The following is a 26,701-nucleotide window of genomic DNA, read 5'->3' as shown; positions in this document are numbered from 1 at the left end:
AGGACGGCCGGTTAGTCGCTCTCGGCGGGTTCGTCGGCGCGACCGGCGCTGTCGACCAGTTCCCGGTCACCCTCCTCCGAGTCGCCGTCGGGGCCCTCGTCGTCGTCGCCGGCGTCGACCTCCGGAAGCTGGGAGATCCAGTCGCGGATCTGGCTGGCGCTGACACCCTGGATCTCCGTGGCCAGCACGTCCGGGTCGACCTCCCGGAGGTCCGCCGGCTCCTCGACGCCTGCGGTCTCCAGCCGTTCCGCGGTGGCGGGGCCGACGCCGTCGAGGTCCTCCAGGTCGTCGACGGCCTGGCGGGCCCGGTACTCCCGGTAGTTGCAGATGGGACAGCCCAGTTCCCAGGGGTCGTCGTCGTCCTCGCCGCTGTGGACGACCAGCTCCGGCAGGTGATGCTCGTCGCAGTACTCGTCGGTGATCTCGATGTCGCCCCGCCGCGGGAGCGGCAGCGAGTAGTCGCAGTCGGGATAGCGGGTACAGCCGACGAGCCGCGAGCCCGACCGGAGCTGTTTGATGGCGAGTTCGCCGCCCTCCTCGTCGCCGCAGTCGGGACAGCGGCCGATGACCTCGTCCTCGGTGTCGTCGGCCTCGTCGGCCTTGCACTGCGGACAGCCGTGGACGAACGTGTCGCGGCCGGCGAGCATCTTCACGTGGTCGAGGCCGTGCTCCTCGCAGGACTCCTCCAGCACGAGCGGCTCGCCCGTGCTCGGCAGCGGGAGCGTGTACTGGCAGTCGGGATAGCCGTCGCAGCCGACGAAGTAGGAGCCCTGCCGGCTCTGACGGACCAGCAGGTCGTGGTCGCTCTCCGGGCAGGGCCCCAGCCGGCGGTCGGCCTTCAGCGACTCCTGGAGGTGGTCGCCGATGTCCTCGCGCGACTCGCGCAGTTCCTCGAAGACGCGTTCGAGCATCTCCCGCGACTCCTCGGTCACGTCGTCGAGCGTCGCCTCGCCGTTGGCGATGGCGGACATGTCCGCCTCCAGCTGGGCGGTCATGTCGTCGCTGACGACGCGGTCGGCGTACTCCTCGGCGGCCTCGACGACCGCCTCCGCGAGCGCGGTGGGCCGGGGCGGGTCGTCCTCGATGTACCCGCGGTCGTAGAGCTTCTCGATGGTGTTGTGCCGCGTGGCCTTCGTCCCCAGCCCCAGGTCCTCCATCCGCTGGATGAGCCGCGACTGGCCGTACCGGCGGGGCGGCTGGGTCTGTTTCGCCTCCAGTTCCACGTCGGTCACGTCGAGCGCGTCGCCCTCCTCGACGGGCGGGAGGAACGACTCGCTGGCCGACGAGTACGGATACACGTCGTGGTAACCGGCTTCGAGCAGGCGCTTGCCGGTGGCCTTCAGCTGGCAGTCGTTCGCCCCGGCGACGACGCGCAGGTGCTCCCAGGTGGCCGGCTCGGCGACCGTCGCGAAGAAGCGGCGGACCACGAGCTCGTAGACCTCCCACTCGTCCTCGTCGAGTTCGTCGCGGTCGGGCACCGCGCCGGTCGGGTGGATCGGCGGGTGGTCGGTCGTCTCGTCGTCGCCCTCCGTGGGCTCGATCTCGTCGAGGTCCAGCAGCGACTCGGCGTCGTCACCGAACTCGTGGGTCATCGTGAACTCGTCGAGGAGTTCCTCCGGGTCCAGGTCCTCGGGGTAGACCGTGTTGTCCGTCCGGGGGTAGGTGATGTACCCCGTGGTGTAGAGTTCCTCGGCGATGGACATGGCGCGCTGGGCGGAGTAGCCCAGCGACCCCGCCGCGGAGATAAAGGCGGTCGTGTTGAACGGCGCGGGCGGGTTGTCCGTCCGGGTGCGCCGGCGGACCGTCGTGACCGCCGCGCTGGTCGCCTCGCGCAGCCGCTCGTAGGCGTCGTTCGCGTCGCTCTCGTCCCAGACGCGCTCGGCTTCGCTGCCGTCGTCGTCGTAGAAGTACTGCGCCTCGAAGGTCTCGCCGTCCTTGGCGAGGTCGGCGAATATCTCCCAGTAGTCCTCGGGGTCGAACGCCTGGATCTCCCGCTCGCGGTCGACGATGAGCTTGAGCGTGGGCGACTGCACCCGCCCGACCGAGATGAAGTCCTCGCCGAGTTGCCGGGCCGACAGCGAGAGGAACCGCGTCAGCGCCGCGCCCCACACGAGGTCGATGATCTGTCGGGCCTCGCCGGCGGCCGCCAGGTCGAAGTCGATGTCGTCCGGTTCGGCGAAGGCCTCCTTGACCTCGCGCTCGGTGATCGAGGAGAACCGCACCCGCTTGACCGGGGCGTCGGTCTCCTCGCGGATGAGCTCGTAGGCCTCCTTGCCGATGAGTTCGCCCTCGCGGTCGTAGTCGGTCGCGATGACGGCCTCGTCGGCCTCGCGGGCGAGTTGCCGGAGGGTGCGGACGATGTTCTCCTGGGTCGGGGACTTGACGATGTCGGCGTCGATCAGCTCGACCGGTTCCACGTCGCGCCAGTCGCCGTACTCCTCGGGGAAGTCGACGCCGACGACGTGGCCCGAGAGGCCGACGCAGGTCGTCACTCCCCACTCGTAGACGTTGACGCCGTTGCGCTGGGTCGTCGTCGCGGCCCCGTCGCTCAGGATCTCCGCGATGCGGCGCGCGGCGTTGTTCTTCTCCGTGATTATCAGCTCCACCGGGCGCCACCTCCGGCTCCGCGGGTTGCAGTCATGGGCGTCGATAGGGTGGTCCCCGCCCTAAAGGTTTCGGGCGAAATCGACCGACAGCGGGCGTGTGCGTGCGATCGAGCGCCCGCGAACGCGGCGGCGCGCAGGTGTGTCCGAGCGGGTGCCCGCGCGGGCACGTGCGGAGGACTCACCCACCGGCCCCGTCAGCGCCCGACCTCGGACCGGGCACGGCGACCGACTCGTAGGGGGCCTCGGCGGGCGAACCGCGCGCGAGCGACGCGCTGCCGGCGCCGGTGTCGACCACCCACGACCAGATCGTCGACCGCGGGTCGTCCTCGGCCCCGTCGAGGCCCCACGCGACGCCGGCCGCGGGGTCGCCGACCAGCCGTCGCAGGTCGGCCGGGCCGACCACCCCCTCGCGGTCGTCGGCCCACGCCTCGACGGCGCAATGGCGGGGGCAGTCCGCGGGTGTTCGGTCGACCGACTGGTGGGCGCGCATCCCCGCCGAGTCGAACTGGTTGGTCGCGACCAGGAGGTTGTCGCCGTCGGCCGGTCGCCGGGTCTCGACCGCCCCGGGGCTCGCCGCGACGACCGCCACCTCTCCGTCCGCGTCCGCGACGAGGACGTTCACGTTCCGCGCGTGCGGGACGGATTCGAGGTAGTCGACCGCCTCGGCGACGGACTCGCAGGCGTCCAGCACCGTCCGGACGGCCAGCGGCCACATCACGCCCGGTTCGTACTCACCGGTCGGGACCCCGGCGAACCCGACCGCCAGGCCCGCCTCGTTGACCCCGTCGAGGCGGCCGGCGAACCCGTGGGCGCAGCCGACGCTCGCCAGCCCGTCGGCCGGCTCCGTCCGATACAGCTTCGAGTACCGGCGGAACGAGGGATAGAAGTCGTGGTTGCGGGCGAACAGCGCGCTCCGGCCCGCGGTGTGTTCGCCGGGGACGCCGACGAGGGAACACCCCGGATCGGCGTCGGCGGCGAGCGCCACCGCCCTGACTCCATCGCGTTCGACGCCCGCCTCCCTGGCGATCGCGTCGAGTTCGGCGAGCAGGCCGGGCGCGTGCTCGCGGACGTGCGGTTCGCACTCGCGAGCGAACTCGCGGACCGTCCGCGACGGGTCGAGCGGCTCGGGCGCCACGTCCGCGAGCGACCGGTCGGACTCGGCCACTTCCGCCGCGAACCCTCTCCCGAGTTCCGCGGGCGATCCCCGGAGGTGAAACTCGTCCATGCCACGCGGCTCGGAGCCGACCCCGATAACGGCTGGGGTGGCGTGCGGACGGTCCCGACCTACGCCGCCTGCTCGGCCGCCCCGCTCGTCTCCGGTTCGCGGGGGACCGCGCAGGCGGGGTCGTGGCTCGCCCGGACCGCGCTCCCGGTCAGGAGGAGGACGCTCGCGGCGAAGAAGAGGCCGCCGACCGGCGACGACGGGTCCATGAACGCCCAGTAGACCGGCGTGGCCGCCGCACCGAAGACGGCGCCGGCCGCGCCGTAGACCGCGGGCGCGCAGCAGCCGCAGGCGGTCGCGCCGGCGGTCGTGACCGTCCCGACGATCGCCCGCGGGGAGTCGACGGACCCGCCGGCCGTGAGCTGACGCGCCGCCAGCGCCGCGTTGCTCGCGACCAGCCCGCCGAGGATAGCCACGAGCAGCAACGACCCCAGCGAGACGTACCCCGACAGGGGGACGGCGGGGAAGTAAAACTCCAGGGCCGGCCAGTAGACCAGCGGCGAGGCGACCTGGTAGGGGGTGACGAACCCCTGGCCGGCGACGTCGGCGGTCAGGTCGGGGTTCACCGAGAGCGTCCCCGCCGAGAACAGGTAGAAGACGCCGAACAGGGCGAAGGTGACGACGGCGACGAGCGCGGGGACCCGCGCCGTCAATACTCCCGGGAACGACGGGCCGGCGTCTCGGTAGAAGACGTAGAGGATGGCACCGGGCACGGCGGCGGCCAGCAGGTAGCCCAGCGGGTTCGTTAGCCCCTCCTCCGGCAGCAGCGTCGGGTAGGCGATCCACGCCGCCAGCAGGAGTCCGAGCCCGACGTAACGCGGGCGCTCGGGCCACTTCCAGCGGACGACGACGAGGCTCCCGAGCGCCACGAAGATGGCCGAGACGGCGTTGATCACCGGGAACCACTCAGTCCAGTCGGGCGTCGCCGCCGGCGCGATCTGCACCTCGACGAGGCCGATGGTCCCGGCGATGACCGCCACCGCGCCCAGCGAGAGCAACCCGGCGCCGACCCGGTCGCTCCGCGCCTCGTCGCGCAGTACCCGATAGCCCCCGATCCCCGCGGCGATCCCCAGGATCGTGACCGCGCCGAGGATCCAGTGGGGCGTCCCCGCGTGCGTCGTTCCCGCGTGAGCGACGACCGCGTCGAGGCCCCCGATGCCCCCCGCGGCCGCAGCGAACGCCTGGCCGAGGCCGAGTGTCATTGTCGAACGTCGGGTCCGGACGACAAAGGACGTTCTGATACGCGCGTCGAAAACACGATGGCACCGTCTGACCGGTTGCGACTACCGGGTGCGGAACGCCGACCGGCCGGTCGCCCCGTCTATTCGTCCAGTTGCTCGCGCAGCGCCCGGTTCACGTCACCCGGGTCCGCGCTCCCGCCGGTCTTCCCCATCACCTGGCCGACGAGGAAGTTGATCGCCCCGTCGTCGCCGTTGCGGTAGTCCTCGACCGCCTCGGGGTTCTCCTCGATGGCCGCCTCGACCGCCTGCTGGACCTCGTCGCCGCTGGTCTTGCCGAGGTCCTCGCGCTCGACGATCTCGTCGGGGGAGTCGCCCTCGTCGAGCATCCCCCGCAGCACGGTCTCGCGGGCGTTCTTCGTCGTGATCTCGTCTTCGGCGACGAGTTCGACCAGCCGCTCGATCTCGTCGAAGCGGTCGGCCACGTCCGTGATCGCCATGTCGCGGTAGTTCAGCTCCCCCAGCAGTTCGTCGGCCACCCACGTCGCGGCCAGGTCGGGGTCGAACTGCTCGGCCACGTCCTCGAAGAAGTCCGCGACCTCCTTCGTGCTCGTCAGCTTGTCGGCGGCCTCCTCGTTGAGGCCGTACTCCGCGCGGAAGCGCTCGCGGCGGGCGTCCGGCAGTTCCGGAATCTCCAGCGTCTCCTTCCAGTCGCTCACTTTCAGCGGCGGCAGGTCGGCCTCGCGGAAGTACCGATAATCTTTCTCCTCCTCCTTCGAGCGCATCGAGAGGGTGACGCCCTTGGACTCGTCCCAGTGGCGCGTCTCCTGTTCGACCGCGCGGCCGCGCTGGATGGCGTTCTTCTGTCGCGTCTCCTCGTAGGCCAGCGCCTTCTCGGCGCCCTTGTGGCTGGAGATGTTCTTGACCTCCGTGCGGTTGGCCGACTCCAGGGTCTCCTCGTCGATGGCGCCGTCGTCGCCGACCTCCGCGCCCTCGACGATGGAGAGGTTGGCGTCGACGCGCAGCGACCCGTCGCGAGTGGCGTCGAAGATGCCCAGGTATTCGAGGACCTCCGTGAGCTTGGCGAGGAACGCCCGCACCTCGTCGGGCGAGCGGAAGTCCGGCTCGGTGACGATCTCCATCAGCGGCGTGCCCGCGCGGTTGTAGTCGACGAGTGTGTAGTCGGCGGTGTCGATCGAGCCGCCCTTGTGCTGGAGGCTGCCGGGGTCCTCTTCGAGGTGGGCGCGGGCGATGGTCACCGAGCGGCGTTCGCCCTCGACGGAGAACTCCAGCTCGCCGTCGGCGCAGATCGGAGCGTCGTACTGGGTGATCTGGAAGTTCTTGGGGAGGTCGGGGTAGTAGTAGTTCTTCCGGTGGAAGGTCGTCTCCTCGGGGATGGTGGCGTCGATGGCCTTGCCGACCTTGACGGCGGCCTCGACGGCGCCCTCGTTGACGACGGGGAGCGCGCCGGGCAGGCCCAGACAGACCGGGCAGGTGTGGGTGTTGGGCTCGTCGTCGCCCACGTCGGTCGAGCAGCCACAGAAGATCTTCGTGTCCGTCTCCAGCTGGACGTGGACCTCCAGCCCGATGACGGTCGCCAGATCCTCGGACTCGACGGCTTGTGCGGTCATTACCCGCGGTTCGGCGCCGCCCGGCTAAAGGCTAACGACCACGGGCGGGTCCCCGCCCGCCGACCCCGCGGTCAGGCCGCCCCCGCAGTCGACTCGCCGCCGATCTCCACCGCGGCCCCGAACTGCAGGTCGCCTTGCCAGCCGGTGATCCCGACCTGACCGGAGAAGGCCGTCGCGTTCTCCGGGAGCTCCGGCCGCTCGTTCACGGACAGGCGGGGGGTCCGGTCGAGGCCCTCCCCCGTCGCGTAGACGTAGAGCGTGTCGCCCGCCGAGACCGGCCGGTCGGCCGAGACGTTCCCCAGCGAGGAGAACTGGCCGCCCACCGAGAGGTTCGTCCCCGGCTCGATGGTCGGGCCGCCGGTGTGCTCGACGACGAGCAGCCGATTGTCGGCGGCGGTCGAGGCGGTCACCTGCGGCGGTTCCGAGAGCCAGTCGGGCCGGTCGAGCGAGCCCGCCACCAGGTCCGCGACCGTGTAGGAGACGGCCTGGGTGTAGGTTGCGCCGTCGGCGCGCTCGATCGTGAGCGGCTCGATCGTGAGCGTGACGTTGAGCGCGCGCACGAGGCCGTCGGCCGTGACCTCGGCGCGGGCGTCGACCGCGGTGACCTCCTCGTCGGCGCCGGCGACGCCGCCGCCGGGCTGGGCGCGCTCGCTCTCGTCCCGGAGCGAGTCGGCCGTCAGGACGAGCCGCCGCTCGCCGTCGACGGTCGTCGACCCGGCGGCCGTCCAGTCGGGCGCGCTCACGTACGCCTGCGGAACGACGTAGGCGACGCCGGTGATCAGCTGGGCGGCGAACCGGGCGTTGGTCGGGCCGTGTCCGTAGATGATCTCGCCGGACGAGCGGTTGTAGAGGCCCGACTCCTCGGGCCCGTAGTACGTCGAGATGTCGGTCGCGCCGACCGCCCCGGCCGCCTCGGCGAGCCGGACCCGCGATGACTCGGTGTCGTTGGCGATGCGGATGGCGCCCGACCCCTCCCGCGTGGAGTTGTCGATGTCCATCCGGAGGTCGAACCCGCCGGCCGTGAGCGCCCGCTGGTTCGCGGCCGCGAGCGCGGTGACGTTGGTGACCTGTTCGCCCTCGACGCCCGGCGGCAGCGACGACATCGCCGACACCGGGTCCAGGTCGCCGGCCGGCGTCGGTTCCGGCGTCGACGTGGGTGTCGCGGTCGGCGTGGGCGTCGACGTGGGCGTCGCGGTCGGCGTGGGCGTCGCCGTCGTCGGCGCAGTCGCCGTTGCGGTAGCGGTCGACCACGGCGTCGCCGCCGGAGTCGGTGTTGCCGTCGGCGTCTCCGCCGCAGTCTCGGTCGTGGTCGGCTCCCTCGTCGGATCCCCCGGCGTCGCCGTCGACCCGCCGCCCCCGATGATCGAACACCCCGAGAGGACGACGAGCGCGACGACCGCCATCGTCAGTAGTTCGCGTCTCATACCCGTTGCTCAGACCGACACAAAATAAGGATAGCGGAACTGACAGCGAGGTTTCGTGTCGAGATCGGGGTCCAGCCGCGACCGCCGATCCGCGGCGGGCCACCGCTCGCCTCGAACCGCCCCGGCCGCGCGGGCAACGTCGTCCCTGAACGGCGCGACGTGTGTCGTCCGGGCGCCGGGGTAGCCGGTTCCTATCAGGATCGGTGCGAATGTCTGACGTAGGTTTATGACGGGGGAAGCCGCTCGTAGTGGTATGTGCGGTAACCGAGTCGAGGAGCTCGAATCACGCGTCAAGGAACTCGAGGCGTCCGTCGAGGGGCTGACGGACGAACTCGTCGAGTGCAAGGTCCGGCTCCGGGAGCTGGAGAACGCGGTCGACGAGGACCTCGGGTTCACCCCCGAGGAGTCCGGCGAACCGTCGGAATCTCCAGACGAAGCCGAGGCCGACAGGACTAAAACCGAGGCTACCGACGAAGAGGATAGCACGGAGAGCGGCCCCGGCGACATCATCATCGCCTAGGCCGGCGCTCCACCGCGAGCACCAATGCACATCAAAGAGCTCGTACTCGACAACTTCAAGAGTTTCGGCCGGAAGACTCGCATTCCCTTCTACGAGGACTTCACTACCGTCAGCGGCCCCAACGGCTCCGGTAAGTCCAACATAATCGACGCCGTCCTCTTCGCGCTGGGCCTGGCGCGGACCTCCGGCATCCGCGCCGAGAAGCTGACCGACCTGATCTACAACCCCGGCCACGCCGACGACGACGCCGACATCGGCGGCGAACGGGAGGCAAGCGTCGAGGTCATCCTCGACAACGCCGACGGCACCCTCTCCCGCTCGCAGGTCGTCACCGCTGCCGGCACCGAGAACGTCGGCGACGTGGACGAGATTTCCATCCGCCGCCGCGTCAAGGAGACCGACGACAACTACTACTCCTACTACTACATCAACGGCCGCTCGGTCAACCTCTCGGACATCCGCGACCTGCTCGCGCAGGCCGGCGTCACCCCCGAGGGGTACAACGTCGTCATGCAGGGCGACGTGACCGAGATCATCAACATGACTCCGGCATCCCGTCGGGAGATCATCGACGAGATCGCCGGCGTCGCCGAGTTCGACCAGAAGAAAGAGTCCGCCTTCGAGGAACTCGAAGTGGTCGAGGAGCGCATCGAGGAAGCCGAACTCCGCATCGAGGAGAAGGAGACGCGCCTCGACCAGCTCTCCGACGAGCGGGAGACCGCCCTGGAGTACCAGGAGTTGCGCGACGAGAAGGGGGAGTACGAGAGCTACCGGAAGGCCGCCGAGCTGGAGGACAAGCGCGAGGAACTCGCGGCGGCCACCGACGCCGTCGAACAGCTGGAGGCGGAACTCGAAGACCTCCAGATGGAACTCGACGAGCGGCAGGGTCGCGTGCTCAGGCTGGAAGACGAGCTCGACGAGCTGAACGCCGAGATCGAGCGCAAGGGCGAGGACGAACAGCTCGCCATCAAACGGGAGATGGAGGAAGTCAAGGGCGACATCTCCCGGCTGGAGGACAAGATCGAGTCGGCCGAGGAGACCATCGAGGACGCCGAGAACGAGCGCCGCCAGGCGTTCGTCGAGATCGACCGCAAGCAGGAGACCATCGACGACCTCGAATCCGACATCCGCGAGACCAAAGTATCGAAGTCCTCGCTGAAGGCCGACGTGCAGGAGAAGGAGAGCGAACTCGAAGAGGTGCAGGCCCGCATCGACGAGGTCGGCGAGGAGTTCGAGGAGGTCAAAGACGAACTGGAGGAGAAACGGGAGACGCTGGAGTCGCTCAAATCAGAGCGCAACGACCTCCAGCGCGAGCAGGACCGCCTGCTCGACGAGGCGCGCCGGCGGTCGAACGAGCAGCGGGAGACCGAGTCGGAGATCGAGGAGCTGGAGGAGCGGATCCCCGAGACCGAGGCGGAGATCGACGACCTGGAGGGCGAACTGGAGAAAGCGCGGAAGAACCAGGAGACCATCGCCGAGGTGGTCGCAGACCTCAAAGAGGAGCGCCGCGAACTGCAGGACGAACTCGACGAGGTCGAGGACGAACTCACGGCCAAACAGCAGGAGTACGCCGAACTGGAGGCCAAGGCCGGCCAGGACGGCGACTCCTCGTACGGGCGCGCGGTGACGACGATCCTCAACGCCGACATCGACGGCGTCCACGGCACGGTCGGGCAACTCGGCGGCGTCGACCCCGAGTACGCGGTGGCCTGCGAGACGGCCGCAGGGGGACGGCTGGCCCACGTCGTCGTCGACGACGACGGCATCGGCCAGCAGTGTATCGACTACCTGAAATCGCGGGGCGCGGGGCGGGCGACCTTCCTGCCGATCACGCAGATGCAGAACCGCTCGCTCCCGAGCCTGCCGAGCCACGAGGGCGTCGTCGACTTCGCGGCCAACCTCGTCGACTTCGACCGCGAGTACGCCGGCGTGTTCTCGTACGTCCTCGGCGACACCCTCGTCGTCGACGACATGGACACCGCCCGGGACCTGATGGGCGACTTCCGGATGGTCACGCTGGAGGGCGACCTCGTCGAGAAGTCCGGCGCCATGACCGGCGGCTCCTCGAAGGGCACCCGCTACTCGTTCTCGGGCGGCCAGGGCCAGCTGGAGCGGATCGCCGCGACGATCAACGACCTGGAGGACGAACGGCAGTCCGTCCGCGAGGAGCTGCGCGACGTGGAGGACCGCCTCGACGACGCCCGCGACAAGGAAAGCGAGGCGGCCGAGCAGGTGCGGGACATCGAGGCCGAGATCGAGCGCCGCCGGGACGAGCGCGAGGAGGTCGAGGAGAAGATATCGGACCTCGAAGAGCGCCTCGAAGAGATCGAGGGCGAGCGCGACGAGGTATCGGCGGACATGGACGCCATCGAGGCCGACATCGAAGACAAGACCGCCGAGATCGAGGCGCTGGAGGGCGAGATCGAGGAACTGGAGGCCGAGGTCGAGGACTCGGAACTGCCCGACCTGACCAGCCGCGCCGACGAGATCCGCGCCGAGATCGACGAGCTGGAGTCCCAGATCGACGACCTGGACGGCGAACTGAACGAGCTCCAGCTGGAGAAGGAGTACGCCGAGGACGCCATCGACGACCTCCAGGAGAAGATCGAGACCGCTCAAAATCGCAAGGCCGAACATCAGGAGCGCATCGAGGGCTTCGAGGCCGAGATCGAAGAGAAGGAGGAGGTCCTCGCGGAGAAAGAGGAGGCCGTCGCCGAACTGGAGTCCGAGCTGGCCGACCTCAAGGAGGAGCGCGAGGAGCTGAAAGACGACCTGAAGGAGGCGCGCGCCGAGCGCGACGAGAAGAAAGAGGAGGTCGGCGCGGTCGAGAGCGACCTCGACGAGCGCCGGGACGAGGCCGAGCGCCTGGAGTGGGAAGTCGACGAACTCGAAGACGCGGTCGGCGACTACGACCCCGAGGAGATCCCCGACCACGACGAGGTCGAGTCGGAGATCGCCCGGCTGGAGTCCGAGATGGAGAAGCTAGAGCCGGTGAACATGCTCGCCATCGAGGAGTACGACCGCGTCGAGGAAGAACTCGACGACCTGGAGGACAAGAAGGCCACCCTCGTCGAGGAGGCCGAGGGCATCCGCGACCGGATCGACCGCTACGAGCAGAACAAGCGGGAGACGTTCATGGAGGCGTTCGACGCCATCGACGAGCACTTCCGGGACATCTTCGAGCGGCTCTCGAACGGGAGCGGGCACCTCCACCTGGAGAACGACGAGGACCCCTTCGACGGCGGGCTGACGATGAAGGCCCAGCCGGCCGACAAGCCGATCCAGCGGCTGGCGGCGATGTCCGGCGGGGAGAAGTCGCTGACCGCGCTGGCCTTCATCTTCGCCATCCAGCGGCACAACCCCGCGCCCTTCTACGCGCTCGACGAGGTCGACGCCTTCCTCGACGCGAAGAACGCCGACCTCGTCGGCGAGATGGTCGACGAACTCGCGGGCGAGGCGCAGTTCGTCGTCGTCTCGCACCGCTCGGCGATGCTCGAACGCTCCGAGCGGGCCATCGGCGTGACGATGGAGGGCGACAACGTCTCCGCGGTGACGGGCATCGACCTCAGTTCCGAGGGGGTGCCCGCGGATGACTGACGAGCGGGACGACGGCGACGGGGACGAAGACGACATCCCCCTGGACATCGCCGGCCATGAGGAACGTGAACGGCCGAGTGAGAGCGGAGAGAACCCGTTCGGCGGGAGCGGCGACGGCGACGATTCGGGCGACTCGGACGACGGGTCCGCGGACGAACCCGTCACCGGCGACCCGTCGGTGGACGGCCAGCCCGACCCCACTATCGACGAGGGGGCGGACGCGGCCGCCTCGACTGCCGCGGGCGACGGTGAGGACGAGGAGGTCGAGCCGGTCGAGGTGCTCGTCAACCTCGCGGAGGACGGCGAGATCGACCCGTGGGACATCGACATCGTCGCGGTGACGGACAAGTTCCTCGACCGCCTCGACGAGGGCGACCTGCGGACCTCGGGGCGGGCGCTGTTCTACGCGAGCGTCCTCCTCCGGATGAAGAGCGACGCGATGCTCGACGACGGCGACGACGAGGACGCGGAGGCGGAGCCGTGGGAGGAGCCCTGGGAACAGGGCGGCGAGATGGCCGACGACGGCTTCGAGGGGCCGGATCCCTTCGCCGCGCTGGAGTCGGAGATGGACCGCCGGCTGGAGCGCCGTCGCGCCCGCGGGATGCCCCAGACGCTGGACGAGCTCGTCCGGGACCTGCGGGAGGCCGAGCGGGACAACTGGTGGAAGGAGTCCCGCGAGTACGACACCAGCGGCTCGCCGGACGGCTTCGACCGCGGCCCGCAGGAGCTGGACTACCGCAGCGGCGACGACTTCCGGACCGAGGAGGAAGAGGCCAGCGCCGCGAACCTGACCGGCGCGGCCCACGAGGAGGACGTCGACGAGATCATCGAGGACGTCCACGACGCGCTGCGCGAGCAGTACGACAAGGGCCGCGACGAGGTGCTCTACCGGGAGATCGCCGAGACCGGCGGCTCGCGCGTGCTCACGTTCCTCGGACTGCTCTTCCTGGCCCACCGCGGCCACGTCCGGCTCACACAGGACGAGATGTTCGGCGATCTGTGGGTGCAGGACCCCAGCGCCGCCACGGGGACCGAGGAAGCCGTCGCGGACTGATTTCGCCGTCGAGCCGCCCGAGATTTCGATACCCACCAGCGAGCGCACCGACCACGCCGGCGAAACGCTTATTCGATCAGTTGTTGTATGTTAACGTTGATCATGACACCGACCAAACTTCGCGAGCGGCTGAAGGAGGCCGACGGGCGAGTCGACACCGAGGCCTTCTACGGGGCGCTCCGGTACGTCCGCGACGACGGCCGTCGGCGGCGCGAGCGCAGTCGCTGAGGCGACGGAGCGGTCGGTCGCTGTTTCTGCGGGGCGTCTACCGGACGGTGACGGCGGGTCAGGTCACAGCACGCCGGACTGCAGCAGCGAGATGAGCAGCGTCAGTGCGGGGAGGCTGACGAGCGTCGTGACGAGGACGACGGTGCTGGCGAACTCGGAGACGGTGACGCCGTCGACGGGGGTGGAGTCGCCGAACTCGATGAGCAGGATGAGCGGCGTCACCGCCGACGGCGTCGACGCCTCGAGGACGAACACTCGCGCGACGGTCCGGTTCTCCAGTCCGGCGCCGGCGGCGCCTGCCGCGAGGATCCCCACCGCGACGACCGGGGCCACGGCCATCTTCAGGACCGTCGCCGTCCCGACCGTCCGCAGGGTCGCCCCGTAGTCCGTCCGGGCGAGTTCGATCCCGAGGATGATGAGCATCAGCGGGATCGAGGCGTTACCGAGCATCCCGACCGTCTCCATGAGCGTCGACCCCTCGGAGGGGAGGACGTCGAGCTCGCGCCCGGCCAGCGCCGCAGCGACGGCGTAGACCAGCGGCACCGTGAACACCCGCCGCAGCCCCTCGGTCCAGTCATCGCTGCCCGAGCGCGCGGCGATGTAGACGCCGACGGTGTAGACGAGCACGCTCTGGGTCGTCAGGAAGATCACCGCCGTCGACCGGCCGGTCGCCCCGAACGCGAACTCCGAGAGGGGGATGCCGTAGTTGCCGGAGTTCGAGAAGACGCTCACCAGCACCAGCGCCGAGAGGATCGGCTCGCGCACGCCGGCGAGGCGCCCGACCGCCTCGGCGATGACGGTCATGACCAGGGTAAAGGCGGTCACGCCGGCGGCGATCCCGGCCAGCGTCGCGCCGCTCAGGTCGGTCGTCGCGACGCTGTGGAAGACCAGCGCCGGCGCGAGGACGTAGACGACCGTCGTGTTCAGCGGGTCGACGTCGACGTCTTTCGCCCGGCCGAGGACGTACCCCAGCCCGGCCATCCCGACGACCGGGAGGATCGCCGACCCGAAGATCGAGAGCAGCGACACGCCCGTGGGGTCGACCGCCCGCGTCTCAACCTTTCCGAATCCGGTCGGGCGCTCCGGGGCGTATGGCCACGGCGGAACGCGTCGCGAGTGGTCGTCCGCCCTCACCGACTGGTTGCCGGGCGGTCGCGCGTTCGCTGCGTGTACCCTGCGGGTCCGGCCGCAGTCCGGCGGCGCGGCGGCGTCGAGTAAGCCACGGTTGTGTCCCCTCGGGTTCCGGAAGGCGCCTCATAGTTAACGAAGCACACGCCCGACGGGCACGCATGAACCTCGCCGTCATCGGCTTCGGCAACGCCGGGGGGAAGGTCGTGGACAAACTGCTCGCCTTCGAGTCGGACACGGGCCGGTCGCTGTGCCGGTTCGCGCTCGCGGTCAACTCCGCGGAGATCGACCTCGCCAAGCTCGACTACGTGCCCCGGGACAACCGCATCCTCATCGGACAGACCGACCAGCGCGTCAAGGGCCGCGGCGCGGGCGCCGACCCGGAGGTCGGCGCGACCATCGCGCGCCAGGACCACCACGAGATCGAGCGGGCCATGGACGGCGTCCCGATCCACGACATCGACGGCTTCCTCGTCGTCGCGGGGCTCGGCGGCGGCACCGGCTCCGGCGGCGCGCCCGTCCTCGCCGAGACCCTGAGCGACCGCTACGCCGAGCCGGTCTACGGCCTGGGCGTGCTCCCCAGCGCCGACGAGGGCGGCCGCCCCGCGTTCAACGCCGCCCGCTCGCTCACGTCGTTCACCGAGGCCACCGAGAACCTCGTCCTGTTCGACAACGACACCTGGCGCCAGCACGGCGACTCCGTGGAGATGGGGTACGACCGCACCAACGAGGAGATCGCCCGCCGCGTCGTCACTCTGCTCGCCGCGGGGGAGCTCGACGGCTCGCGCATCTCCGAGGCCGCCATGGACTCCTCGGACGTGAAACGCACCCTCGCGACCGGCGGCGTCAGCTCCATCGCCTTCGCCTCCTCGGCCGTCGAGTCGACCACCCGCGAGGACCGGGGGCTCATCAGCCGGTTCACCAACGGCCACGAGGAACCCGACGACGACAGCGACCTCACCATGAAGGTCCACGGGCTCGTCCGCAAGGCCGTCAAGTCCCGGCTGACGATCCCCGCTGACATCGACTCCGCCGAGCGCTCGCTGATCGTCGTCTCCGGCCCGCCCTCGGAGTTCTCCCAGAAGGGCCTGCGCCGCGCCCGCGAGTGGCTCGAGCGCGAGACCGACAGCGTCGAGGTCCTCGCCGGCGACGACCCCCGCGAGGACGCCGATACGCTCTCGGTCGCGGTCCTGCTCTCGAACGTCACGCGGGTCGACCGCATCGACGCCCTCCAGGAGCAGGCCGTCGACGCCAAGTCCAACATCCAGCGGCAGGCCGACACCCGCGAGGACGAGATCGACGACCTCGTCACCGACGACGACGGCGAACTCGACCCGATCTGAAGAAGTCTGTCGATTCGCTTCCGGATCGAGATTCGACGGGAGCGTGACCGCCAGCACCGCGACCGCGGGCCGCAGGGGTGATCCGTCGACCGCGAACAGCGTGAAAGCCCCGACGCGTTCGACTCCCGCGGTTCGCTGTCTCCGGAAATCGGAGATTTCCGGGATGACGAGAGAGCGAAGCTCTCTCGAACCACGCTCCTCGGTCGTTCCACTCCCTGCGGTGTTGCTTCACCGGGGTTCGTCGAACGCGTCGCCCCTTTCATTCCCACCCGTTTCTCCTGTCGATCTGTCTGTGCGGGTGGGAATGAAAGGGGCCGCTCGTTCCGGGAACCCGGGCGACGCAAGCACTGGAACGAACGCAGTGAGTGAAGCGCGCAGCGAGCCCCGGGACCGGAACGAGCGGGGGCTTTCACGCTGTCTGCGGCACCAGCGACACTGCGGTCGCGGTCGGTTGCAGTCGCGGTTGCAGCGTCGTCGGCACGAGGGCCTCCACCACGCACACCCGCCTCTTTATTGCAGACGTGACCGACAGACAGAGCACATGACCGAGAACCGTCGCGTCCAGCTCGTCGACGCGTTCACGACGGAACCGATGGCCGGCAACCCGGCGGGGGTCGTCCCCGAGGCGGACGACCTCGCCGACGACCAGATGGAAGCCATCGCCTCCGAACTCGGCGCGAGCGAGACGGCGTTCGTCCTGCCGAGCGACGAAGCGGATCGGCGCCTGCGCTACTTCACGCCCGAACGGGAGGTCGACCTCTGTGGCCACGCCACCGTCGCGGCGTTCGCGTCGCTGTACGACCGCGAGGCGATCACCGAGGGCCAGCACACCGTCGAGACCGAGGTGGGGACGCTCGACGTGGAAGTCGAGCCCGACGGCACCGTCTGGTTCACGCAGTCGCCGCCCGAGATCCGGGAGGTCGACGTGTCGCTGGAGGGGGTGGCCGACGCGCTCGGCCTCGACACTCCGGCGCTGTCGGAGGTCGGCGAGGACCTCCCCGTCGCCCGCGCCTCGACCGGCCTGCCCTTCCTCGTCGTCCCGGTAGGCTACTTCGAGCAACTCTCGGCGGTCGACCCCGACCTGGACGCGATCGAGAAACTCTGCGAAGAGACGGACACCGAGGGGTTGTACGCCTTCACCTTCGACACCCTCGAAGGCGAGGCGACCCTGCACGGGCGGGCGTTCGTCCCGCTGGCGGGCATCCCGGAGGACCCCGTCACCGGAACCGCCAGCGGCGCGGTGGGCGCGTACCTGCGCTACCAGGGCGCGCTCGACGCCGACGACCCGCTCGTGTTCGAGCAGGGGCACTTCCTCGACCGCCCGGGCCGGGTGCTTGTCGACACCCGCGAGGGCGAGGAGGGCGTGACCGCGCCGCGGGTCGGCGGGCGGGCGGTCACGACCCTCGACGGCGACCTCGCGGTCCCCGAGAGCGACGAGGACGACATCATCGAGGCCTGATCCGCCGTCGGTGCGGCGGCCCGTCCGACCTCCGACAGCCTGTGAGCGGTGACCGTGCGAGTGCGCCACAAGTACTCGGAATCGAAACAATCTTCGACAGAACGTCGCCGTTACCGCCTCTAGCGCAAAGTTTTTACCGGTATCCGGGCCGGAAAGTTCTTGGGCGTCCTCGGCGACACTGTGGGTACGGTCATGGCATTACTCTGGCTGGACGACATCACGGCCGAGGATTTCGACTCGGTCGGAGGTAAAGGCGCATCCCTGGGGGAGCTGACATCGGCGGGGCTACCGGTTCCGCCCGGGTTCGTCGTGACGGCCGAGACGTACCGGTCGTTCATCGAGGAGACCGGCATCGACGAGGAGCTGTTCGAGGCCGTCGACGTCTCCGTCGACGACTCACAGGCGCTGGCGGAGGCCGCCGAGCGCGCCCAGGAGCTCATCACGGAGACCGAACTGCCCGACTCCATCCGCGAGGAGATCCTCGCGGCCTACGACGACATCGAGGGCGGCGACGCCTCCGTGGCGGTCCGCTCGTCGGCCACGGCGGAGGACCTGCCCGACGCTTCCTTCGCCGGCCAGCAGGAGACGTTCCTCAACGTCACCCGCTCGGGCCTGCTCGACAAGGTCCGGGACTGCTGGGCCTCCCTGTTCACCCAGCGGGCGATCTACTACCGCCAGGAGCAGGGCTTCTCCCACGACGTGGTCAACATCGCCGTCGTCGTCCAGCTGATGGTCGACGCCGAGAAGAGCGGCGTCATGTTCACGAGCCACCCCACCACGGGCGCCCCGCAGGCGATCATCGAGTCCGCCTGGGGGCTGGGCGAGGCGGTCGTCTCCGGCGCCGTCTCCCCCGACAAGTACGTCCTCGACCGCGAGACGGGCGAGCTCCGGGACGCCACCGTCGCCACCAAGAAGGTCATGCACGTCCGCGACGAGGAGACCGGCGAGACCATCGAGCGTCCGGTCCCCGAGGATCAGCGGGACGAGCAGGTCCTCTCCGAGGCGGAACTGGACCGGCTCGTGGGCCTGGGCGACGAGATCGAATCCTACTACGGCGACCCCCAGGACGTGGAGTGGGCCATCGCCGACGGCGAGCTGTACGTCCTCCAGTCGCGACCGATCACCACCATCGACGAGGACGCGAGCGAGGTCGAGGGGGCCTCCAACAGCGTCGACGACGTGGCCGGCGTCGCCGACGGCGGCGCAGCGGCCGCCGACTCCGGCGGGTCGACCGGCGGGAGTGAGGGCAACGTCGTCTTCTCGGGCATCGGCGCCAGCCCCGGCCGCGTGTCGGGCCCGGCGCGGATCGTCCGCAAGCTCGACCACCTCGACAAGGTCGAGGAAGGCGACGTGATCGTCGCCGAGATGACCACCCCCGACATGGTACCGGCGATGAAACGCGCGGCCGGCATCATCACCGACGAGGGCGGCATGACCAGCCACGCCGCCATCGTCTCCCGCGAACTCGGCGTCCCGGCCATCGTCGGTACCGAGCAGGGCTCGGAGACGCTGCACGACGGTCAGGTCGTCACCATCGACGGCGAGAAGGGCACCGTCGAACAGGGCGACGCCACCGGCGGCGAGGAGCGGGAACCCGTCGAGGAGGTCCGCCCGCAGGCGCCCGTCAAGCCGATGACGGCCACGGAGGTCAAGGTCAACGTCTCCATCCCCGACGCGGCCGAGCGCGCCGCGGCGACCGGCGCCGACGGCGTCGGCCTCCTGCGGATGGAGCACATGATCCTCTCGACGAACAAGACGCCCGAGCGCTACATCGAGGACCACGGCGCCGACGAGTACGTCGACGAGATCGTCGACGGCGTCCGCGGCGTCGCCGAGGAGTTCTACCCCCGGCCCGTCCGCGTGCGCACGCTCGACGCGCCCACCGACGAGTTCCGCCAGCTGGAGGGGGGCGCCGACGAGCCCGCCGAGCACAACCCGATGCTGGGCTACCGCGGCATCCGCCGCAGCCTCGACCGGCCCGATCTGTTCGCCCACGAACTGGCCGCGTTCCGCCGGCTGTTCGAACTGGGCTACGACAACGTCGAGATCATGTTCCCCCTCGTTAACGACGCCGAGGACGTGCTGCGCGCCCGCCGGCTCATGGAACAGGAGGGCATCGACCCCGACAAGCAGGACTGGGGCGTGATGATCGAGACGCCGGCCGCCGCGCTCGGCGTCGAGGCGATGGCCGACGCCGGCATCGACTTCGTCTCGTTCGGCACGAACGACCTCACCCAGTACACGCTGGCGGTCGACCGCAACAACGGACGGGTCGCCGACCGCTTCGACGAGCTACACCCCTCCGTCCTCAAGCTCATCAGCGAGACCATCGAGACCTGCCGCGAGGAAGGCGTCGCCACGAGCATCTGCGGCCAGGCCGCCTCGAAACCCGAGATGGTCGACCACCTCGTCAACGAGGGGGTCACCTCCATCTCCGCGAACATCGACGCCGTCCGCGACGTGCAACACGAGGTCAAGCGCGTCGAGCAGAAACTGCTGCTCGACGACGTGCGCTGAGCCGAGACCGCTCCGACTCCGTCGGTCGTTTCTCCCGGCATCGACGTTCCGGAACTACTCGTCGAACCGGCGGGCAGCGGATTCTCGACGCGAGAAAGAAGAGCTACGACTGGTCGGTATCATCCGATTTCGCTAGCGACCGGACGAAATCCGAGATGAACTTGGGTCCCCGACGGACGCGTTGTTCTTCGACCTCTCGGCCAGTCTTCGGAGACTCGCTCATACCGGTACGTACTGTGGTCCAACATAAAAAGTTGATCCAGTCGCCCGTACGCTTCGGTTTCCGACCTCGACGAGCGGATCGATCGGTGGTCGCCCGGTCACACCGAGGAGGATGCCGGCAACCAGAAGCACGATACCCAGAGCGAGCGTCAGCTGCGTGTAGAACAGCGCCCGAGCGTCACCGTCGGCCATCTGACTCGCGTCGGCGAGCCAGGACTCGTACTCTCTGATCATCCACTCGGTCCACTCGCGTTCGCTCCAGGACGACGCCCGGAACTCCCTGAGATAGTCCGCGCTGACCCCGGTCGGATAGTTCGAACCGATGTTCGTGACAAGTGCGAGGAATGCCGAACCGAGGATCGACACGAACCCGAGTATCGAAACGACGTTACCCAGTCGAAGCGTGGCCGGGACGGACGTAACCGCAGTCAGTACCAATCCGATGATGATGAGATCGATTCTGAGCGTCGACATCGCGGTTTCGTCGATGTCGCGGATCGTGTGAATCGTCTGATCGAGCGACTGCCGTGCATCGGTTCGTGCAACGTTCAACGCGTCCTCCTCGGAATCCCACGCCGGGAAACTGTTCTCGTTCCACTCGCTTCTGGACTCAGAGTGTTCCTCCGCCTCGTCGGAACCGAGTAGCCCGCGCAAACCCATAGAGTCGGTCCGAGATGTGGCCCGTTCGCATTTAAATTTCGGTAGTAGACACCGACCGTTCAGAAGAACGTCAGCTTGTCCCGGCGGTACAGGTCCAGCTCGGAGACCATCGAGGGGTCCTGCTTCGCGGCGAAGCGGACGGCGTCGGCGATCTCGGTGGGCTCGGAGACCTCCCCCTCGTCGAAGCGGTCCTCGAAGGACTCGCCGCTCTCGCTGGCGAACTCGCTGCGGACCTCGGCGGGATTGATGGTCGTGACGGCCACGTCGTCCTCGCCGGCGTCGGCGGAGACGCTCTTGGCGAACCCGCGGACCCACCACTTCGTCGCCGCGTAGACCGGGTTGAACGGCCGGGGGTACTGGCCGGCGAAACTGCCGATGAACACGACGGTGCCCGACGACTCCCGGAGGTGGGGCAGCGCCGCGCGCGTCGCGAAGAAGTAGCCGTCGACGTTGACCTCCATCATCGTGCGGTAGTCCTCCGTCGAGAGGTCGTCGACGCCGTCGCCGGCGACGACGCCGACGTTGTTGACGAGCAGGTCGAGTCCGCCGAACTCGGTGACAGTCTTCTCGACGAGCGCGTCGACGGCGTCCTCGCTACGGACGTTCGTCGGCACGACCAGCGTCTCGACGCCGTAGGCGTCCTCCAGGTCGCCGGCGATCGATTCGAGCCGTTCCTCGCGGCGGGCGGCCAGCGCCACGTCGGCACCGTCCTCGGCCAGCGCGTGGGCCGTCGCCTCGCCGATGCCGGAGCTCGCGCCGGTCACGATCGCCGCGTCGCCCGCCAGTGACTGCTCGGTGGACATACCACGGGGTAGGGCGGCCGTCGCTATAAGTGTCGGTAGTCGGGTGGGGCGGTCCCACACGCGCGCGGTGGTGCGGTAGCGCCGAACTACCGTTCCGAGACCGCCAGACGGAGCCCCGATACGGGCTGAGAACGCCGTTCCCGATAGATTCTTGACTGCAGCGGTACACGTTCGAACCATGTCCAGCGACGAGGGGGGAGAGCTATCTCGTCTGTTCGGGGGGCTGTCCGACCGGGACAGGCGGCTCGTCTGCTACTACCTGCGGGAGCACGGGTCGGCGTCGGTCGGGACGCTCGCCGACCTGGTGACCGGCTGGGTCGAGGCCGGGCCGGGACCGAACGAGTCGGTCGACCACGGGGACGTGCGGGTCGGCCTGCACCACGTCCACCTGCCGGCGCTCGACGCCGCCGGGCTGGTCGCGTACGACGCGGACGCGGGAACGGTCACGTTCGAGGGGGTCTCGGCGGCCGGCGAGCGGGTCCTCGACGCGGCGCTGGCCGCGGACACGACCGACTCGGGGGTCGACCTCGAAGGCCTGCTCGCCGCGGCCGGCGACGCGGGGGCGGAGGATGGTAGCTGACGACGAGTCGCCGCTCCGCGCGCTCCGCGAGCGGGCGACGGGACCGCCGAAGACGGTCACGACCTTCGGCCCGGAGCCGTACGACGACCTGCGGCCCGTCCTCGACCGGTTCGACGCCGACCTGCGCCACGAGTCGCTACCGGTCCCCGAGGAGTCGGGCTACCTCGTCGTCAGGCGCGGCGAGGAGTACCTCGGAGCCGTCTCGGCGGCCGCGTTCGACGAACTGCGCGACCCGTCGGCGGGCGCGCCCTGGGACGCGACCGGCGAAGCCGCCGCGTACCGCGAGCTGGTCGGGCTACTCTCGGGAACGTCCTTCGAGATGGACGACAGGGGCCGGCTGGTGGCGACCGCCCGCGAGGTCGAGGACCGCGCCTGGCGGACCGGGCGCGGGGCCCTCTACGTGACCTTCCAGTCGCTATCGGCCTTCCGGGCGCAGGTCCCGGTGTACGAACAGCTGGCGGGGACGACCGACCTGGCCGTCACGGTCTTCGGCGAGCCCGACTGGGAGCCGCCCGCCGTCGACGGCGTCGCCGTCCATCGCGACGAAACCGGCGAAGTAAGCGACTTCTGGGTCGTCGCCTTCGACGGCGACGGCGACGACGGCGCCAAGTCCGCGCTGATCGCCGAGGAGGAGCGCCCGGGGACCTACGCCGGCGTGGTGACCTACGACCCGGCAGTGGTCGACGAGGTGACGGCGTATCTGGACGGCGTGGCCGCCTCGGCCCCGTGAACCGCGGGATCCGACACCACAGGAGCTAAACGAGTCGCCCCCCTGCCTGTGGGTATGCAGCTGGCCGAGCCGCAGGACTTCGAGCGCGTCCTGTCGTCGATGTGTACCGAACCCCACCCCGCGGCTCGGGAGGCGGCCGAGCGGTTCCTCGCGACCAACCCCGGCGACCCCGGCACCTACGAGAGCGTCGCCGCCCTCGAAGGGCGGGCGGTCGACCTGCTGGGCGAGGTGACCGGCCACCCCGACCCCGAGGGCTACGTCGCCAGCGGCGGGACGGAGGCCAACATCCAGGCCGTCCGGATCGCCCGCAACCGCGCCGACACCGACGACCCCAACGTCGTCGCCCCGACGAGCGCCCACTTCTCCTTTACCAAGGCCGCCGACATCCTCGACGTGGAGTACCGCACCGCGCCGACGACCGACCACCGCGCCGACCCCGCGGCGATGGCCGAACTCGTCGACGGGGACACCGTCTGCGTCGTCGCCGTCGCCGGCTCGACCGAGTACGGCTACGTCGACCCGGTTCCCGAGATCGCCGACCTCGCTCACGGGGCCGACGCGCTCTGTCACGTCGACGCCGCCTGGGGCGGGTTCGTCCTCCCCTTCACCGACCACGCGTGGGGCTTCGACGACGCCGCGGTGGACACGCTGACCATCGACCCCCACAAGATGGGTCAGGCCGCCATCCCCGCCGGCGGGCTGGTGGTCCGCGACCGCGAGCTGCTCGACGAACTCGCCATCAGGACCCCCTACCTGGAGTCCACGTCGCAGGTGACGCTGACCGGGACCCGCAGCGGCGCGGGCGTCGCCAGCGCCGTCGCGGCGATGGAGGCGCTGTGGCCCGAGGGCTACCGCGAGCAGTACGAGCGGTCGATGGACAACGCCGAGTGGCTGGCCGACCAGCTCGCCGCTCGGGGCCACGACGTTGTCGAGCCGGACCTGCCGCTGGTCGCCGCCGACCTGTCGGTGCCGATGACCGAGGAGCTGCGCTCGCGGGGCTGGCGCGTCTCGAAGACGGGCGCCGACGAGATGCGCGTCGTCTGTATGCCCCACGTCACCCGCTCGATGCTCCGCTCGTTCGTCGCCGACCTCGACTGGTACTGATACGGATTACTGCAAGCGTTTACCGGGTCGACCGCACGCAGTCGTGCGGTCGATCCCCGAATGTCTTGCAATGATCCGTATGAACTGCGTAGGGCAAATATGAAAGTTTACGACACCCCGCGCGTTACCGCCGGTCGTGCTCCCCGTCGAGGTCCCCGCGCTCCTGCTGGGCAGCTCCTGTAGCGACCCCGGCGGCGCGGTCGTCACCGCCGTCTGTACCGCGACGGGCCCCGTCGGTCTGCTCATCGTTCTCGTTTACTCCTTTCTGATCACGTTCATCCTCCCGCTGCCCTCGGAGATCGTCCTCCCGCTGGCCGACCAGCTCCGGCTCGGCCTGCCGCTGTGGGCCAACCTCGCGATCGTCGTCCTCGTCGCCAGCGTCGGCAAGGCGGCCGGGAGCGTCTTCGCGTTCCACATCGGCCAGGAGGCCAAGGAGTCGGGGCCGGTCATCCGGTGGCTCCGCCGGTCGCGGTTCGACGTCATCGAGTGGTCCCAGTCGAAGGTCGTCCAGCTCTCGAAGAAGTACGGCTACGCCGGCCTCGCGCTGGCGCTGTCGGTCCCCGCGTTCCCCGACACCCTCTCCGTGTACGCTTTCTCCGTGCTCGAAGACGACTACGTCAAGTTCGCCGCCGCGACCTTCGTCGGTAGCGTCGGTCGCTTCCTCGTCTGGATCCTCTTCTTCCGCGGCGCCGTCGCGAACCTGTGAGGCCGGGGCCGGCGTCGCAGTTCGCATACGACCGAGGGCGCCGTCCCCCCGGAATCGGCCGCCGTCGCACCTCGCCGCCGTCGGTGCGCTTACAAGGGGGCCGGCTCACTGTTCGGGGTAATGGAAGGGGTGCTGTGGTACGTGTTCGCCAGCACCCGCGGGGGCGACAACCGGGCGCGCATCCTCCGTGCGATAGACGAGCGGCCGCGCAACGCCAACCAGCTCGCCGAGGACCTGGAGCTGGACTACACCACCGTCCGCCACCACCTCGACGTGCTGGCGGAGAACAACGTGGTCGAGGCCAGCGGCGACGACTACGGCGCCGTCTACCTCCCCACCGACCAGTGTCGCGCCAACTGGGACACCGTCGAGGAGGTCCTCGCGACCGTCCTGGAGGACGATTCATGACCTACCGACCAGACCGCCGACCGACCGACCCGTCGAGCGACGAGCCGCCGAGCGACCGACCGCCGGCCGCGAGCCAGCGAGCGAAGCGACGACCCGCGGAGCAGCGGAGTCGGGAGACAATTTGGACAGGCTATTTGCCCGAGCGTCGCAAAGGGGGGAGTCAGCAATGACGCTGTGGTTCGAGGCCGCCCGGCTCGCCGTGGTCGCCAACGTCGCCCTGCTGGTCGGCCTGACCGCGGTCTGGGCGCGCAACTACCGGGCCCACGGCGCGAAACACACCCTGGGCCTGCTCGTCTTCGGCGCCTTCCTCCTCGCGGAGAACCTGCTGGCGGTCTATCTCCTCTACTTCCACCGCACCTTCCACGGCTGGGTCTACTCGGCCGCCCCCGTCGCTCAACGGGGCATGATGGCGCTGAACGTCCTCGAACTGCTCGCGCTCGCCTTCCTCGTGAAGATCACCTGGGAGTGACCGCGGTCCCGCCCCGGTTGCCGCGTCCTCGCCGCGAACCGACGACGTAGTTGCGTAATAGCCACGCTATCGGCGGTGTTTATCGTGTCACCGAGCGAAATGGTCGTATGGAGTACCGTCGCGTCACTTCCCAGATCCTCGTCGGCGCTGTCGTGGTGCTGCTGGGCGTCGTCCTGCTCGCCGAGACGACCGGCCTCTACGACGCCGACCGACTGCTCGTCTACGTCCCGTCGCTGTTCGTGCTTGTCGGCCTGTTCGCCATCGTCGCGAGCGGGTTCAGGAACCTCGTCGGCCCGCTGATGGTGGTGCTGGTCGCCGGCGGGTGGCAACTCGTCGCGCTGGACTACCTCGCCGCCGAGACCGTGTTCTCGCTGTGGCCGGTCCTGATCGTCCTGTTCGGCCTCTCGCTCATCCTCGGCCAGTACCGCGCCCGCGCCGTCGCCCGCGAGTCCGATTTCCTCACGTCGGTGGCCGTCTTCGGCGGCCGCGCCGAGCGGTCGACCTCGAAGACGTTCCACGGCGCCGACCTCACCGCCGCGTTCGGCGGGGTCGAACTCGACCTCCGGGACGCCGTCGTCGAACACCCGCCCGCGACGATCAACGCCAACGCCCTGTTCGGCGCCGTGGAAGTCGTCGTCCCCCGCGAGTGGAACGTCCGCGTGGACGTACTCCCCATCCTAGCCGGCGCCGAGGACGAACGCCCCCGCCGCGAGGCGGAACACGACGAGGTCGACCTGGTCGTCACCGGGTTCGCGCTGTTCGGCGGAGTCGCAGTCCAGGACTGAGAGCGCGTACGGGTCCGGGACCGGCGCCCGCGGGCCGGGTCGCCGCGACGGCGACCGCCGGCGGACGGTGGCAACCTTTTTGTCCCGGGGGATCTCACTCCGACGTGATGACAGTCCCGTCCACCCGCCGTATGCGTATGCGCGGCTCCTTCTAGCGCCGGGTGGACCCACCGCACCGCCGCGGGCTCATACCCCAAGCCAGGTCGGCCGGCCTGGCCGGTCGACGGCGGGGAAGGCCGGCATCCGATCGAGCACAGGCCGACCAGCGAGCGGACCCCGACGACAGCAACCGACGATGACAGCGAACCACCGAGTTAAAGAGTCGAC

22 protein-coding genes are annotated in these 26,701 nt (G+C 69.6%); 14 read left to right on the top strand and 8 right to left on the bottom strand.

The features are described from left to right. Positions 1–11: 11 nt before the first annotated feature. The 5 genes from ACMGFI_RS09715 to ACMGFI_RS09695 all read right to left on the bottom strand — a co-directional run bounded on the left by ACMGFI_RS09715 (position 12) and on the right by ACMGFI_RS09695 (position 8,061). Entirely contained in the window at positions 12–2,606 is a 2,595-nt protein-coding gene (locus ACMGFI_RS09715) for a DNA topoisomerase I (protein ID WP_436909260.1), read from the bottom strand. 178 nt (positions 2,607–2,784) lie between these two features. Further along, the gene (locus ACMGFI_RS09710; protein ID WP_436909258.1) at positions 2,785–3,831 is read right to left on the bottom strand and encodes a C45 family autoproteolytic acyltransferase/hydrolase; all 1,047 of its coding nucleotides are present in this window, start codon (positions 3,829–3,831) and stop codon (positions 2,785–2,787) included. A gap of 59 nt (positions 3,832–3,890) precedes the next feature. Then, complete coding sequence (locus ACMGFI_RS09705; protein WP_436909255.1) at positions 3,891–5,030, bottom strand: hypothetical protein; 1,140 nt, start codon at positions 5,028–5,030, stop codon at positions 3,891–3,893. 119 nt (positions 5,031–5,149) lie between these two features. Next, positions 5,150–6,637 carry an Asp-tRNA(Asn)/Glu-tRNA(Gln) amidotransferase subunit GatB gene (gene gatB, locus ACMGFI_RS09700; RefSeq protein ID WP_436909252.1) on the bottom strand — a complete coding sequence of 496 codons (1,488 nt, stop codon included), beginning with the start codon at positions 6,635–6,637 and terminating at the stop codon, positions 5,150–5,152. A gap of 71 nt (positions 6,638–6,708) precedes the next feature. Next, positions 6,709–8,061: a DUF7537 family lipoprotein gene (locus ACMGFI_RS09695; RefSeq protein WP_436909251.1), complete on the bottom strand. Its 1,353-nt coding sequence runs from the start codon at positions 8,059–8,061 to the stop codon at positions 6,709–6,711. Between the two features lie 253 nt (positions 8,062–8,314). On the opposite strand from ACMGFI_RS09695, the gene ACMGFI_RS09690 reads away from it, so the two are divergent. From ACMGFI_RS09690 to ACMGFI_RS09675, 4 genes are all read left to right on the top strand, one after another. Beyond that, entirely contained in the window at positions 8,315–8,581 is a 267-nt protein-coding gene (locus ACMGFI_RS09690; protein WP_436909249.1) for a DUF7518 family protein, read from the top strand. A gap of 24 nt (positions 8,582–8,605) precedes the next feature. Next, entirely contained in the window at positions 8,606–12,178 is a 3,573-nt protein-coding gene (smc, locus tag ACMGFI_RS09685) for a chromosome segregation protein SMC (RefSeq protein WP_436909247.1), read from the top strand. After that, positions 12,171–13,232, top strand: coding sequence for a segregation/condensation protein A (locus ACMGFI_RS09680; RefSeq protein WP_436909245.1), 1,062 nt, complete (start codon positions 12,171–12,173; stop codon positions 13,230–13,232). The genes smc and ACMGFI_RS09680 overlap by 8 nt, the downstream gene beginning before the upstream one ends. A 102-nt stretch (positions 13,233–13,334) precedes the next feature. Further along, positions 13,335–13,460: a hypothetical protein gene (locus tag ACMGFI_RS09675; RefSeq protein ID WP_436909244.1), complete on the top strand. Its 126-nt coding sequence runs from the start codon at positions 13,335–13,337 to the stop codon at positions 13,458–13,460. 63 nt (positions 13,461–13,523) lie between these two features. On the opposite strand, the gene ACMGFI_RS09670 is transcribed toward ACMGFI_RS09675, so the two are convergent. Further along, on the bottom strand, positions 13,524–14,489 hold the full coding sequence (locus tag ACMGFI_RS09670; protein ID WP_436909243.1) for an AEC family transporter: 966 nt from the start codon (positions 14,487–14,489) through the stop codon (positions 13,524–13,526). A 260-nt stretch (positions 14,490–14,749) separates the two neighbouring features. Between ACMGFI_RS09670 and ACMGFI_RS09665 the strand changes: the two genes are divergently transcribed. From ACMGFI_RS09665 to ppsA, 3 genes are all read left to right on the top strand, one after another. Next, positions 14,750–15,931, top strand: a complete 1,182-nt coding sequence (locus tag ACMGFI_RS09665; RefSeq protein WP_436909242.1) for a tubulin/FtsZ family protein — start codon at positions 14,750–14,752, stop codon at positions 15,929–15,931. A gap of 541 nt (positions 15,932–16,472) precedes the next feature. Continuing rightward, positions 16,473–17,390, top strand: coding sequence for a PhzF family phenazine biosynthesis protein (locus ACMGFI_RS09660; protein WP_436909240.1), 918 nt, complete (start codon positions 16,473–16,475; stop codon positions 17,388–17,390). Between the two features lie 192 nt (positions 17,391–17,582). Next, positions 17,583–19,907: a phosphoenolpyruvate synthase gene (gene ppsA, locus ACMGFI_RS09655; RefSeq protein ID WP_436909239.1), complete on the top strand. Its 2,325-nt coding sequence runs from the start codon at positions 17,583–17,585 to the stop codon at positions 19,905–19,907. 219 nt (positions 19,908–20,126) lie between these two features. On the opposite strand, the gene ACMGFI_RS09650 is transcribed toward ppsA, so the two are convergent. Beyond that, a complete protein-coding gene (locus ACMGFI_RS09650; protein ID WP_436909238.1) occupies positions 20,127–20,789 on the bottom strand; it encodes a hypothetical protein in 663 nt (220 codons plus the stop codon). A 59-nt stretch (positions 20,790–20,848) separates the two neighbouring features. Continuing rightward, complete coding sequence (locus tag ACMGFI_RS09645; RefSeq protein WP_436909236.1) at positions 20,849–21,592, bottom strand: SDR family oxidoreductase; 744 nt, start codon at positions 21,590–21,592, stop codon at positions 20,849–20,851. 178 nt (positions 21,593–21,770) lie between these two features. Here ACMGFI_RS09645 and ACMGFI_RS09640 point away from each other — a divergent pair, with 178 nt between their 5' ends. The 7 genes from ACMGFI_RS09640 (at position 21,771) to ACMGFI_RS09610 (ending at position 26,374) form a co-directional block, all read left to right on the top strand. Further along, a complete protein-coding gene (locus ACMGFI_RS09640) occupies positions 21,771–22,172 on the top strand; it encodes a DUF7344 domain-containing protein (RefSeq protein WP_436909235.1) in 402 nt (133 codons plus the stop codon). Continuing rightward, a complete protein-coding gene (locus ACMGFI_RS09635) occupies positions 22,162–22,902 on the top strand; it encodes a DICT sensory domain-containing protein (protein WP_436909233.1) in 741 nt (246 codons plus the stop codon). Before ACMGFI_RS09640 ends, ACMGFI_RS09635 begins: the two co-directional genes overlap by 11 nt. A gap of 54 nt (positions 22,903–22,956) precedes the next feature. Then, on the top strand, positions 22,957–24,006 hold the full coding sequence (gene mfnA, locus ACMGFI_RS09630; protein ID WP_436909232.1) for a tyrosine decarboxylase MfnA: 1,050 nt from the start codon (positions 22,957–22,959) through the stop codon (positions 24,004–24,006). Between the two features lie 136 nt (positions 24,007–24,142). Then, the gene (locus ACMGFI_RS09625; RefSeq protein ID WP_436909231.1) at positions 24,143–24,712 is read left to right on the top strand and encodes a YqaA family protein; all 570 of its coding nucleotides are present in this window, start codon (positions 24,143–24,145) and stop codon (positions 24,710–24,712) included. A 120-nt stretch (positions 24,713–24,832) separates the two neighbouring features. After that, positions 24,833–25,120, top strand: a complete 288-nt coding sequence (locus ACMGFI_RS09620; protein WP_436909229.1) for a winged helix-turn-helix domain-containing protein — start codon at positions 24,833–24,835, stop codon at positions 25,118–25,120. A 166-nt stretch (positions 25,121–25,286) separates the two neighbouring features. Next, the gene (locus tag ACMGFI_RS09615; protein ID WP_436909228.1) at positions 25,287–25,589 is read left to right on the top strand and encodes a DUF8036 family membrane protein; all 303 of its coding nucleotides are present in this window, start codon (positions 25,287–25,289) and stop codon (positions 25,587–25,589) included. 107 nt (positions 25,590–25,696) lie between these two features. Further along, positions 25,697–26,374 carry a LiaF transmembrane domain-containing protein gene (locus tag ACMGFI_RS09610; RefSeq protein WP_436909227.1) on the top strand — a complete coding sequence of 226 codons (678 nt, stop codon included), beginning with the start codon at positions 25,697–25,699 and terminating at the stop codon, positions 26,372–26,374. Positions 26,375–26,701 lie beyond the last annotated feature (327 nt).

The sequence above is a fragment of the Halosimplex marinum genome (assembly GCF_051414075.1).
GTDB lineage: Archaea > Halobacteriota > Halobacteria > Halobacteriales > Haloarculaceae > Halosimplex > Halosimplex marinum.
This window is presented reverse-complemented; position numbering and strand designations above follow the sequence as displayed.

Excerpts from the sequence above, each read along its gene's own strand:
- ACMGFI_RS09640 (WP_436909235.1), top strand. The coding sequence starts at position 21,771 with ATGTCCAGCGACGAGGGGGGAGAGCTATCTCGTCTGTTCGGGGGGCTG.
- ACMGFI_RS09675 (WP_436909244.1), top strand. The coding sequence starts at position 13,335 with ATGACACCGACCAAACTTCGCGAGCGGCTGAAGGAGGCCGACGGGCGA.
- smc (WP_436909247.1), top strand. The coding sequence starts at position 8,606 with ATGCACATCAAAGAGCTCGTACTCGACAACTTCAAGAGTTTCGGCCGG.
- ACMGFI_RS09650 (WP_436909238.1), bottom strand. The coding sequence starts at position 20,789 with ATGGGTTTGCGCGGGCTACTCGGTTCCGACGAGGCGGAGGAACACTCT.
- ppsA (WP_436909239.1), top strand. The coding sequence starts at position 17,583 with ATGGCATTACTCTGGCTGGACGACATCACGGCCGAGGATTTCGACTCG.
- ACMGFI_RS09645 (WP_436909236.1), bottom strand. The coding sequence starts at position 21,592 with ATGTCCACCGAGCAGTCACTGGCGGGCGACGCGGCGATCGTGACCGGC.
- ACMGFI_RS09615 (WP_436909228.1), top strand. The coding sequence starts at position 25,287 with ATGACGCTGTGGTTCGAGGCCGCCCGGCTCGCCGTGGTCGCCAACGTC.
- ACMGFI_RS09690 (WP_436909249.1), top strand. The coding sequence starts at position 8,315 with ATGTGCGGTAACCGAGTCGAGGAGCTCGAATCACGCGTCAAGGAACTC.
- ACMGFI_RS09620 (WP_436909229.1), top strand. The coding sequence starts at position 24,833 with ATGGAAGGGGTGCTGTGGTACGTGTTCGCCAGCACCCGCGGGGGCGAC.
- ACMGFI_RS09710 (WP_436909258.1), bottom strand. The coding sequence starts at position 3,831 with ATGGACGAGTTTCACCTCCGGGGATCGCCCGCGGAACTCGGGAGAGGG.
- ACMGFI_RS09680 (WP_436909245.1), top strand. The coding sequence starts at position 12,171 with ATGACTGACGAGCGGGACGACGGCGACGGGGACGAAGACGACATCCCC.
- ACMGFI_RS09705 (WP_436909255.1), bottom strand. The coding sequence starts at position 5,030 with ATGACACTCGGCCTCGGCCAGGCGTTCGCTGCGGCCGCGGGGGGCATC.
- ACMGFI_RS09610 (WP_436909227.1), top strand. The coding sequence starts at position 25,697 with ATGGAGTACCGTCGCGTCACTTCCCAGATCCTCGTCGGCGCTGTCGTG.
- ACMGFI_RS09635 (WP_436909233.1), top strand. The coding sequence starts at position 22,162 with ATGGTAGCTGACGACGAGTCGCCGCTCCGCGCGCTCCGCGAGCGGGCG.
- ACMGFI_RS09695 (WP_436909251.1), bottom strand. The coding sequence starts at position 8,061 with ATGAGACGCGAACTACTGACGATGGCGGTCGTCGCGCTCGTCGTCCTC.
- ACMGFI_RS09665 (WP_436909242.1), top strand. The coding sequence starts at position 14,750 with ATGAACCTCGCCGTCATCGGCTTCGGCAACGCCGGGGGGAAGGTCGTG.
- gatB (WP_436909252.1), bottom strand. The coding sequence starts at position 6,637 with ATGACCGCACAAGCCGTCGAGTCCGAGGATCTGGCGACCGTCATCGGG.
- ACMGFI_RS09660 (WP_436909240.1), top strand. The coding sequence starts at position 16,473 with ATGACCGAGAACCGTCGCGTCCAGCTCGTCGACGCGTTCACGACGGAA.
- mfnA (WP_436909232.1), top strand. The coding sequence starts at position 22,957 with ATGCAGCTGGCCGAGCCGCAGGACTTCGAGCGCGTCCTGTCGTCGATG.